An 11537-nucleotide genomic window follows, 5' to 3' on the forward strand; every position below is an offset into this window, starting at 1 on the left:
AGTCCGACGGCGAACTGGCCGACCCCGCCGCCCTGCCCGCGCATCCCCGATGGTCCAACTACACGGCCGTTTTCGATGCCATCCCGCTCGGCCGCCGCCGCGCCCCCTCCCCCGCCGACTTCCCACTTCACGTCGTGCTCGCGCCCGAGTACGGCGCGCACGGCCGAGCGCACCGCGTCCAGGTTCTGCGGCTGCGACAGCCGCTGTGCCAGCGGCGCGTGCTGATGCGCGAAAACGATGGTGGCCCCTTCGAGCCGCGACACCGACGCACCCGACAGCAGCGCCTGCACCGCCGCCCCGAACTCCCGGACCTTGGCCCGGATGTCGGCCCACGCCGCCTCGATCTCCCGCAGCACTTCGTCGGGGTCCGCGCCACCACCGGCGGAACCGTCATGGCCGGAAGCGTCGGCGGATACGGAGGATTCGACGGCGGCGGACGCATCGACAGCGTGCGTGGGAGCCGCCGCACGACCGGACTCCGCAATCGGCTGCGGAGCGGGATCCGTCCCGGATTCGACTGCCGCACCATGCGTTTCAGGGACGAGCCCGAAAGCGGGCGCGGGCTCGCGCACCGGATCGAACGCGGGCTCGGCGGTGAGATCCGCCGCCCCGGAAGCGTCCGGACCCGCCCCGCCGTCCACCCCGTATTCGAGTGACGGTTCGGCCACGAGCGCTGCCGCGGAGCCCGATTCGGCGTCAACGCCCGGCGTCCCGTCGGTGCTCGACGGCGCGCCGGTGTCGATGGCCGACCCGGAACCGGGTGCGAGCTCGCCGTCGAGCGACGGCTCGGAGGCGGCCATCAGCTCATCGATCAGAGCGGACTCGGCGGCGGGGGCGGGTTCCACGTCGAGTTCGAGCGCGGGTTCGGAATCGAGGTCCGGCTCCGCGTCGAGCCCGGGCTCCCGCAGCTCCGGCGCGGCGTCGACGTCCCCGGCATCCGTGTTCAGCGAGGAAATGTCCTGCGCTACAACATCTTCGGGCACAGCGCTCGCCGCCACGGAGACATCTTCCGCGGCGAGCTCTTCCACCCGCCGCGCGGTGGGACTCGGCGCGATCGCGGTGACCCGCGCCGCACTCATCTCGGGCGGGCGCATGGCGATGGGCCTACCCTGCCCCTCCGAATTCGCCTGCGCGGCAGCGATTCCGGCCGCGACCGCCGCGCCACTCGCGATATGCCCGTGCTGCACCGGAGCAGGCGAAACGCCTTCGGGCGCACCGGCCTGCACGGCACCGCCCGCCGAACCCCCGTCCGCGCTCACCACATCCCCGCGCGACTGCGCCGGAATCGCGACATCCTCGCCGTACCGCGCGGGCGACGGCTGATCTCCCTGCGACGCGGGCGCGGAATCCCGCTGCGGCGCAGACGACTGCGCACCCTGTTGGGCGGCGGAATCGGGCCTCGTCGCCGACTCCTGCGGCATGTTCGACTGCCGATCCGTGGCATCCTGCGGCGCGGACGTGGGCTGCTGCCGCGCCGAAGCCTGCTGTGCGGCGGCGGAATCGGGCGTCGCCACCGAGTCCCGCGGCGCGTTCGGCTGCCGGGTCGCGACATCCTGCGGCTCGGGAGCCTGCTGTTGCGCTCCGGCGCCAAGTGGCGCGTTCGCTTGGCGTGGGGCGGCATCCTGTTGCGGGGGGGCCGAATGCTGTTGGGGGGCTTCGGGTTGTTTGTTGCCGCGGATCGCGGCCAGGGCCTCCGCGCCGCGGCGGCGTGGTTCGCCGGTCGGGGGCGGGGCTGCGTGGGGCTGGGGAGCGGGCTGCGGCTGGGCGGCGGGCTGCTGGTGCGGGGCGGGCTGCTGGGGAGCGCGGGAACCTTGGGCCGGCTGGGCGGGCGGAAGGGCGCCGCCCGCCATGCGGCGTTCCAGGTTTTCCAGGCGCTGCAGGGTGGCCGTCTCGGCGTCGGAGGCGGCGGGCAGGAGCATCCGGGCCGCCACCACCTCGAGCAGGAGGCGGGGGGCGGTCGCGCCGCGCATGTCGCCGAGGCCCTCGTGCAGGAGTTCGGCGAAGCGGGCCAGGCTCGCGGGGCCGATGGCGTCGGCCTGGGCCTGCATTCGCTCCAGGACGTCGCCGGGGCCGGTGACCAGGTTGCGGGCGATCGCGTCGGGGACCGCGCGCAGCAGGATCAGGTCGCGCAGGCGTTCGAGCAGGTCGGTGGCGAAGCGGCGGGGATCGTGGCCGGCCTCGACCACGCGGTCGATCGTGCCGAACAGGGTGGCCCCGTCGCCCGAGCCCAGGGCGGCCACGGCGTCGTCGATGAGGGCGACGTCGGTGACCCCGAGCAGGGACACCGCGCGCGGGTAGGTGACGCCGTCGGGGCCGGCGCCCGCGAGCAGCTGGTCCAGCACGCTGAGGCTGTCGCGGGGCGAACCGCCGCCCGCGCGAATGACCAAGGGGTACACCGCCTCTTCGACCTGCACGTTTTCCTGATCGCAGATCTTGCCGAGCAGGCCGCGCATGGTCGCGGGGGGCAGCAGCCGGAACGGGTAGTGGTGGGTGCGGGACCGGATGGTGGGCAGCACCTTCTCCGGTTCGGTGGTGGCGAAGACGAAGATGAGGTGCGCGGGCGGCTCTTCCACGATCTTGAGCAGCGCGTTGAAGCCCGCGGTGGTGACCATGTGCGCCTCGTCGACGATGAAGACGCGGTAGCGGGATTCGGCGGGCGCGTAGAAGGCGCGGTCGCGCAGCTCGCGGGTGTCGTCCACGCCGCCGTGGCTCGCGGCGTCGAGTTCGATGACGTCGAGGTTGCCCGAGCCCCCGGGGCCCAGCGATACACAGGAGTGGCAGACCCCGCACGGGGTGGAGGTCGGACCCTCCACACAGTTGAGCGAGCGCGCGAGAATGCGCGCGGACGAGGTTTTACCGCAGCCGCGCGGTCCGGAGAAGAGATAGGCATGACTGATCCGCCCGGTGTCCAGGGCGATACTCAGGGGATCGGTGACGTGCTCCTGCCCCACCACTTCAGCGAACGTTGCCGGTCGGTACTTCCGGTACAGAGCCACGGCCCGAGGGTACCGGCAGGCGGTGACACCGCTCCGCTGCGCTCCGGCGGTTCCGGACGAGCGCGTCGCACAACTATGTGATGTAGGTCACATCCAGTCCGGAGGCCCGTTCGATACCGACCGGACCGGACGCGGTCCCGGTGATGCGCTCGAGCAAATTCTTAGCGTGACCTCCCGGCCCGATAGCCGGACGTAACTTATGCGCAGGATCGCCATTTACGGACACGCGTTCGGTTTCAACTCCGCAGACCGGACATAACGATCGCATCAACCGATGCAGCAAGATCGCAATTGTTTGGCTACCGTGGACCTCGGCAACTTCGGTAGCCAAACCTTCATCAGGTTGGTGGCCCCGGCCGGTCCCTCATCCCGACCGGGGCACAACCAAATTCCCCGGAGGAACGCCCAGTGCCGTCGCACGACGACATCGCAGAAGCCTGGCTCTCCAGCACCGAGTTCGCCGGCGATCTCGCCGCGGTCGGATTGCTCAGTCGAGCCATCAACCCCGAGGACTACGACATCAAGCGGGCCTCGCTACCGGTGTCGGCCGCCGCCGATCCGGCCACCGCCGGGGCCATTCTCGAGCTGCTACAGCGCGGCCAGGTGCCGACGCTGGCGGCCATCGAAACCCTCATCGTGCAGAACGACATGCGCGCCGAGGCCGAGCGCATCGAACGCCTGGGCCGGCGCGCACAGCGCAGCGTCGACGACTTCGGCCGGGTGCTCGCCAAACTCACCGATGAGTACTGGACCGTGCACGGCACCGGCCCGACCCGCCGCGACATCCTGCTGTCCGAGCCGGTGTTCGCGCTCATTCGCGATCGGGTCGGCGATATCGCGCCGACGGCCGTCAAACATCTGTGGCTGATCGAGCGGGCGCAGCGCGCGGGCTGGATCGCCTACAGCGCCACGCCCCGATCCCTGTGTGCCGGAAGGCGTTTCCACGCCGCGAGGTACGGCAACCGGGTGTCGCTGCGGCCGGTGAACGCGCTGGGCACGCTGGTCGCGGCCTATCTGCGCGATCAGATCGCCGAGCAGGGCCGCCCGCCGCGCTGGTCGGTGCTGGCCTACGAACTGCGGGACGATCGCGGCCGCCGCGTGTTCAACGACACAGCCGACGCCCGCGCGCAGCAGCGGTGGCTCACCACCGCCGAGTGGATGGCCCTGGACGACGATCTGCCGGTGCCCGGACCGCGCGGATTGCGGCAGCTGGCCAAGAAGAGCAAGGATCGTCGCAGCTAGACCTGTTACAGACACGTATCCAAGTCCTCAATTTCGTAACAGCGCCGAAACGTGAGTTTTCGGTAACTTCCGTGCAACGCGAATTCGCGCGAAGGGAGTTACCGATGACACCGACCCTAGATCCGGCCGCCACGGCCTGGCTGCTCGCGGCCACGGCCATGGTGCTGCTCATGACGCCGGGGCTGGCGATCTTCTACGGCGGCATGGTGCGATCCAGCGGTGTGCTCAACATGCTGATGATGAGCTTCATCTCGATTCCGCTGGTGACGGTCGCCTGGCTGCTGGTGGGGTACAGCCTCGCCTTCGGTGACGACGCCGGCGGCGGGCTCATCGGCGATCTCGGACATTTCGGGCTGGCGGGAATCGATCCGACCTCGCTCTACATGATCGGCGAGAACACCGGCATTCCGCTGCTGCTCTACGTCACCTTCCAGCTGACGTTCGCGATTCTGACCGTGGCCCTGGTCAGCGGCGCCATCGCGGACCGCGCCAAGTTCTCGGCGTGGATGGTGTTCGTGCCGCTGTGGGCCATCGCGGTGTACGCCCCGATCGCGCACTGGGTGTGGACCCCGGACGGCTGGCTGGCCAAGTTCGGCGCCATGGATTTCGCGGGCGGCCTGGTCGTCGAGATCGCCTCCGGCGCTTCGGCACTGGCCCTGGCCCTGGTGCTCGGCCCGCGCGTCGGCTTCAAGGTCGACGCCATGCGCCCGCACAATCTGCCGTTCGTGCTGCTGGGCGCGGGTCTGCTGTGGTTCGGCTGGTTCGGCTTCAATGCCGGTTCGGCGTTGAACGCCAACGGCACCGCCGCCGCGGTCTTCCTGAACACCCTGGTCGCGGGCTGCCTCGGCATGCTGGGCTGGCTCGCGGTGGAGCAGCTGCGCGACGGCCGCCCGACCACCTTCGGCGCGGCCTCGGGTGTGGTGGCCGGTCTGGTCGCGATCACCCCGTCCTGCGGTTCGGTGACCACGGTCGGCGCGCTCGTGGTGGGTCTGGTCGCGGGCGTGGTGTGTTCGTTCGCGGTGGGCTGGAAGTTCAAGGGCAACTACGACGATTCGCTCGACGTGGTGGGCGTGCACTTCGTCGGCGGCGTGGTCGGCACCATGCTCATCGGCCTGCTGGCCAGCCGGACCATGACCGGCGAGGGCGGCAAGGAGGGCCTGTTCTACGGCGGCGGGCTGAGCCAGCTCGGCAAGCAGGCGGTCGGGGTTGTCGCGGTGGCGGCCTTCGCCTTCGGCGTCTCCTACGCGCTGGGCAAGCTCATCGACAAGACCATCGGCTTCCGCGTGAACCGCGAGGACGAGGTCAACGGGATCGACTTCGCGCTGCACGCGGAGACCGCGTACGCCGAGGGCGTGAACGGACATGGACACGGACAGCGACGTCCGGGTGAGGGGCCGTTCGGGCACTGAGTCGGTCCGAACGGTGCGAGGCCGGGGCGGTGAGTGAGTCACTCACCGCCCCGGCCTCTTTCGTTGCTACGGCGCCCCGCCCGGCGGAGCCGGTTCACATTGTTCGCAGCCGCTCAGTTCACCTTGCTCGCGGCCGCGGCGAACGTATTGCACTGTGCGGTGCGGTTCTTGTCGTAGCCGAGCTCGAACCAGCCGCCGCTGTTCTGCGAGCTGCCGTGATCGCGCATGTCGCCGGGGGCGTCGCCGCGGTGATAGATGTCGTTCTTGGCCACGTTGATCTGCGCGGAGGTCAGCGCCCCGCCGCCCTTGGAGGAGGCCAGGAACATGCCGTCGAAACAGTTGGCCTGCAACTCGGTTCGGCGCGAGAGCTCGAGCCCGCCGTCCGAGCGGGTGCCCGCGGTGCGCCGTTCCTGGTGCACCTTGCCCAGGATGCCGGACTGCGCCTGCACGTGATGGCCGTACTCGTGCGCGAAGACCGACAGGTAGACCACCCAGTTGTCGCCGTACATATCTGTCTGCAACTGGCTGATGGGCATGTAGATGGTCTTGTCGGCGGAGCAGTAGAACGCGGCGAAGCTGCTGCTGTTGCCGGTGCACAGCGTGGTGATGCCCGAAGTGCCTTCCGACACCATGACTTTGGGCGCTTCGAAGGCCAGGTTCACCTCGGTGAACAGCGGCCGCCAGGCGTCTTCCAGGCATTTGGCGGCGGTGTCGAAGAAGGTGCGCGCGGCGCTGAGCTGCGCGCTCCAGGGCGTGTAGTCGCAGTTCGCGGGGATGAGGGTGAGGCCGGTGTCGACCACGAGCGGATTGTCCGAGGTCTTGGCCACGCCGGGGGCGTCCGGCTGCGCCGGGTAGGTGGTGCCGACCCCGTCGCCGGAACCCAGTGTGTTCAAACCGTTCTTGACGGCCGTGCGCAACAGCAGGCTGGTCACCAGCACGATGAGAATGACGAGCAGGGTGCCCCAGCGCCGGCGGCGCGGGGGCGGGGGCGGCGGCTGCGTGCGCCCTGGCGCGGCGTGCGCGGGCGGCGGCGGCATGGGCGGGCGATAGGCGGGCTGACGCGGTTGCGCGCCCCCGGGCGCGCCGTATCCCGGTGCGTGGCCGTAGCCCTGCGGCCGGGGCTGCGGGTGGCCCTGGGGCGCGGGGTATCCCGGTCCCTGCGGCTGGGCGGGACCCGCCGGCCGGTAGCCGGGCTGTGGCGGAAAGCCTTGACGCTGTGGATAACCGGGGCGTTGCGGATAGCCGGGCGGTGGCTGCGTCGGGCGTCGGCCGGGTTGGGGTGGCCAGCCACCCGGGGGATTCGGTCCGTGCCCGGACGGTGGGCGAGTCATCCCCCACACCCCCTCGTTCCTCAATGACTACCGACAGCCGCTGAGGAAGAATAGCAAGCTGGCTAAAGTACCCATCCATGCAGATTTTTCGGGGGGGCGCCCTCGTCGCGCTGCTGCTCGCGGTAGCGGGCATTTTCGCGCCGGTCGCCCTCGCGCAGCCGGTCGGGGTGCGCATCACCGCGGACATCAATCTCGGCGACGATGGTCTGCTGCGGGTGAGCCAGACCGTGGAAGTGCCCGAGGGCGAGGAGTTCCGCCAGGTGCTGCCGCTGCGGGTGCAGCTCAGCGAGGGCGTCGAGCGCAGCTTCGAGGTCACCGATGTGCAGACCGTCGGGGATGGCACGGCCGGCGTCGCCGACAATCTCTTCACCATCGAGGTGCGCCCGGGCACGGCGACGGTGACGTACGTGGTGCACAACACCGTGTCCGAGACCCAGGGTGCGCAGGTGTTCCACTGGACAGGGGTGCTCAACACCGACGTGGCCTCGATCAGCGCCACGGTGATCAGCCCCGATTTCCGGATGGGAATCACCAAGTGCACGATCGGCCCGCCCGGAAAACCGGAGAACTGCGCGGACATTCGGGTCGAGCCGGACGGGGTGGCGCATCTGGAGAAGACCGGGCTGCGCAAGGGCGACATCGTCGATGTGACCTTGCAGGTGCCCGCGGGCACGGTGCGGGCCAACGCCGACATCGAGGACGACAACGCGCCCGGCCCGTTCTCGCTGACCGCGCCGGTGTGGGCGGCCTTCGGTGCGCTGCTGGCCGGACTGCTGGCCGCGGGCGGGTACGTGTTCTGGGCGCGCCGGGTGCAGCCCAGCGGCACCGAGGTGCTCGATCCGCTGGCGCGCGAGGGGAATCGGGTCACCTTCACCTCGCCGGACGGCATTCTGCCCGGCACCGCGGGGCTGCTGGCGGACGGTTACGTGGACGCCGCCGATATGGCCGCGACGCTGGTGGATCTGGCTGTGCGCAGCTATGTCTGGGTCGAGGTCGCCGGTGACTCGGACTGGCGGATCACCCGGATCAACGCCCCCGACGACCATCTGACCGGCTACGAGCGCGCGGTCTACGCCGCGCTCATCCCCGAGGGCAAGGATTCGGTGCTGCTGTCCCAGCGCCGGGGCCGGGTGCCCGCGAACGACGTGCGCGCCGCCCTGATCGACGACGCGACCGCGCAGGGCACCTTCATCGATCGCACGCGCCGCGGCTTCGAATTCTGGCTGGGCGCCGGCCTGATCGCGGTCGGTGCGATCACCACCCTGGCCCTCGCCCTGGGCCCCGGCCACGCCCTGATCGGGGTCGCCCTGGCGGCGGCGGGCGGCGCGGCGCTGCTGCTGCCCCGCTATCTCCCCTCCCGCACCGCCCGTGGCCGCGATGTCGCCGCTCGCGTGCAGGCGATGCTGCGCAGCCTCGATGCGGTTGTCCCCCGGCAACTCCCGCCCCCCGATCAGGAGATGGTCTTCTCCCGCGGCCTCCCCTTCATGGTGGCGGGCCGCCGCACCGACCAGTGGGTCAACAAGTTCCGCGACCTCAACCCCGCCGACGACGGCGAGCTGGGCGTCTACTGGTTCGGCGGCTTCGAGTCCGAGCAGGACCTCTACCAGTTCGCGGGTCACTTCCCGTACTTCATCACGGCCGTGGAGGGCCTGTTCGCCGACGCGAACGACCGCTGACCACGAACGCACCGGGGCCCCGAATGTTCGAAACATTCGGGGCCCCGGTGTATCCGGAGTCGAGGGTCAGCCCGCGTGTACCGCGAGGGCGCGGCGGGCGTAGGCGCGGACGTCGGCGTCGGTGTCGTCCAGGGCCGATTCCAGGGACGCGCGGGCGGAACTGGATTCGGGCCAGCTGCTCAGGGTCAGCACGGCCGCCTTGCGGATGTCGGGGTGGATGTCGGTCAGCGCCAGTCGCAGCGGATCGGCCGCCAGGTCGGGGCCGGCGGCGGGCAGGCCGCGGGCCGCGCCCTCGCGGACCTGCCAGGCCGAATCCTTCAGGGCGGCGGTCAGGACGGCGGCGTCGTCGGGGGTGCCGAGGCGGGCCAGGGCGGTCAGGGCCGCGGCGCGGACCAGGGGGTCGCGATCGTCCAGGAGGGCGCGGACCGAGTCGAGGCCGCCCAGGCCGATGGTGGCCAGGCCCTTGGCGGCGGCGATGCGGACCTCGCGGTTGCCGTCGCGGGTGGCGACCGACAGGGCGTTCCAATCGTCCAGGGAGACCAGGCCGTTCACCGCCTCGATGCGGACGCGGTGGTCGGGGTCGGCGGCCGCCGCGGCGAACAGTTCGGGGGAACCCGCGCGCAGGGCCCGCAGCAGGTCGATGACGACGGCGCGGACCGCCGGGTCGGGGGAATCGGCGTGCGACGCGAGACCGGCTGCCGCGGGCAAGATTTCGACGAGTTCACGCAGGCCGGAGATGGCCTCGGCCCGGACCGAGGCATCCGGATCGGCCAGCGCGGCGATGAGGCGGTCGCCCCAGCCGTCGGGGGTGCCCTCGGTCAGGACGGAGATCGCGGTCGCGCGCACCTGCGCGTCCGGATCGTCCAGGAAGGACTCGAGTTCGGCGACCGCGGGCGAATCCAGGGACAGCAGCAGCGCGATGCGCGGCGAGACGACGATCTTGGGCGCCGCACCCGCACCGGGCGCGGCATCGGTGTCCGGCGGGGCCGTCGCCAGGTTCGGCGGGCTGCCGACGAGTTCGGGCTGAGCCACGGGGATGACGGTGTCGTCGGCGGAGGTCAGCTCGTCCAGGCCGGGGACCGGGACGAAGTACGGCGCGATGGGGCGCTTGAGGAATTCCATTGCGCCGCTGTCGTTCTTGCGCAGGTTGAGGTGATACCGCCAGTCGACGTCATCACGCTCGGGCAGATCGGCGCGCTCGTGGTAGAGGCCCCAGCGGGATTCGGTGCGGGTCAGTGACGAGCGGGCGGCCATTTCGGCGCAGTCGCGGATGAAGGTGACCTCGGCGCAGCGCATGAGTTCGTGCGGGGTCTGCGCGCCCATGGCCGCGAGGTCATCGAGCATGCGGTCGAAGGTCTCGATGGCGAGGGAGAGTTTGGTGGCCGTCTTGGGCGGGGCGACATAGTCGTTCACGAAGCGGCGCAGCTTGTATTCGACCTGCTGCTGCGGCGGGCCGTCGGGATTGCGCAGCGGCCGGTAGACGAGTTCGTGCGCGGCGGCCAGCTGGTCGGCGGGCAGCTCGGCGGGGGCGGGCAGCTCCGCGAGGGTGCCCGCGGCGTGCGCGCCCGCCAGGTCGCCGTAGACGAACGCGCCGATCATGTAGTTGTGTGGGACGCAGGCCAGGTCACCGGCGGCGTAGAGCCCGGGGACGGTGGTGCGGGCGTTCTCGTCCACCCAGACCCCGGACGCCGAATGCCCACTGCACAAACCGATTTCGGAGATGTGCATCTCGATGTCGTGGGTGCGGTAGTCGTGCCCGCGATTGGCGTGGAAGGTGCCGCGGGTGGGGCGCTCGGTGGTGTGCAGGATGCCCTCGAGGGTGTCCAGGGTCTCGGTCGGCAGATGCGAGACCTTGAGGTAGATCGGCCCGCGCGCGGATTCGATCTCCTGCTTGACCTCGGACATCATCGCGCCGGACCAGTAGTCCGAGTCCACGAAGCGCTCGCCCAGCGCGTTGACCTGGTACCCGCCGAAGGGGTTGGCGACGTACGCGCAGGCGGGACCGTTGTAATCCTTGATGAGGGGGTTGATCTGGAAGCATTCGATGCCCGAGAGCTCCGCGCCCGCGTGGTACGCCATCGCGTATCCGTCTCCGGCGTTGGTCGGGTTCTCGTAGGTGCCGTAGAGGTATCCGGAGGCGGGCAGTCCCAGGCGGCCGCAGGGACCGGTCGCCAGAATGACCGCCTTGGCCCCCACCGCGACGAATTCCCCGGTGCGCGTGTTCAACGCGGCCGCGCCGACCGCGCGCCCGTTCTCGGTGAGCACTCGAACGGGCATGAGCCGGTTCTCGATCTGGATCCGCTCGCGCATCTTGCGCTGGCGCAGTACGCGATACAGCGCCTTCTTCACATCCTTGCCCTCGGGCATGGGGAGCACGTACGACCCGGAGCGGTGCACACGGCGCACCGCGTACTCCCCGTAGGCGTCCTTCTCGAATTTCACGCCGTAGCGTTCGAGCCGCTGGACCATGGCGAAGCCGCGGGTCGCGGTCTGATAGATGGTGCGCTGGTTGACGATTCCGTCGTTGGCGCGGGTGATCTCGGCGACGTAGTCCTCGGGTTCGGCCTTGCCCGGAATGACGGCGTTGTTGACCCCGTCCATGCCCATGGCCAGCGCACCGGAGTGCCGCACGTGCGCCTTCTCCAGCAGCAGCACGTTCGCGCCCTGTTCGGCGGCGGTGAGCGCGGCCATGGTGCCGGCGGTGCCGCCGCCGATGACCAGCACGTCGCAGTCGAGGCGGATCATCGCGGACAGTTCTGGAATCTCCATGAGCACACCATCATTCGGTCGAGGGTTTCGAGGTCGGGACGCGCCGGGGCGCGGTGCGAGCGGCGGGGCCGCTCGTACCGGGCGGCGTGGGGTGCGGGCCGGATTCGCGGCGGG

General features: G+C 70.6%; 5 protein-coding genes and 1 pseudogene. 3 read left to right on the plus strand and 3 right to left on the minus strand.

Features of this window, described 5'->3' with window-relative positions; genetic code table 11:
* Positions 1–1364: 1364 nt before the first annotated feature.
* A pseudogene (locus tag ABZ319_RS27240) lies at positions 1365–2996 on the minus strand (DNA polymerase III subunit gamma and tau); the annotation flags it as partial.
* Positions 2997–3404: 408 nt separating this feature from the next.
* Between ABZ319_RS27240 and ABZ319_RS27245 the strand changes: the two are divergent.
* Together ABZ319_RS27245 and ABZ319_RS27250 are read left to right on the plus strand one after the other, a co-directional pair.
* Entirely contained in the window at positions 3405–4238 is an 834-nt protein-coding gene (locus ABZ319_RS27245) for a hypothetical protein (RefSeq protein WP_354989339.1), read from the plus strand.
* Between the two features lie 104 nt (positions 4239–4342).
* Positions 4343–5647 carry an ammonium transporter gene (locus ABZ319_RS27250; protein WP_354989340.1) on the plus strand — a complete coding sequence of 435 codons (1305 nt, stop codon included), beginning with the start codon at positions 4343–4345 and terminating at the stop codon, positions 5645–5647.
* A gap of 113 nt (positions 5648–5760) precedes the next feature.
* Here ABZ319_RS27250 and ABZ319_RS27255 read toward each other — a convergent pair whose 3' ends face one another.
* Positions 5761–6684: a neutral zinc metallopeptidase gene (locus tag ABZ319_RS27255; protein WP_354989341.1), complete on the minus strand. Its 924-nt coding sequence runs from the start codon at positions 6682–6684 to the stop codon at positions 5761–5763.
* A 371-nt stretch (positions 6685–7055) separates the two neighbouring features.
* On the opposite strand from ABZ319_RS27255, the gene ABZ319_RS27260 reads away from it, so the two are divergent.
* Positions 7056–8654, plus strand: a complete 1599-nt coding sequence (locus ABZ319_RS27260) for a DUF2207 domain-containing protein (RefSeq protein WP_354989342.1) — start codon at positions 7056–7058, stop codon at positions 8652–8654.
* 66 nt (positions 8655–8720) lie between these two features.
* On the opposite strand, the gene ABZ319_RS27265 is transcribed toward ABZ319_RS27260, so the two are convergent.
* The gene (locus ABZ319_RS27265) at positions 8721–11423 is read right to left on the minus strand and encodes a fumarate reductase/succinate dehydrogenase flavoprotein subunit (protein WP_354989343.1); all 2703 of its coding nucleotides are present in this window, start codon (positions 11421–11423) and stop codon (positions 8721–8723) included.
* Between the last annotated feature and the right edge of the window lie 114 nt (positions 11424–11537).

Source organism: Nocardia sp. NPDC005978 (assembly GCF_040614455.1).
GTDB lineage: Bacteria > Actinomycetota > Actinomycetes > Mycobacteriales > Mycobacteriaceae > Nocardia.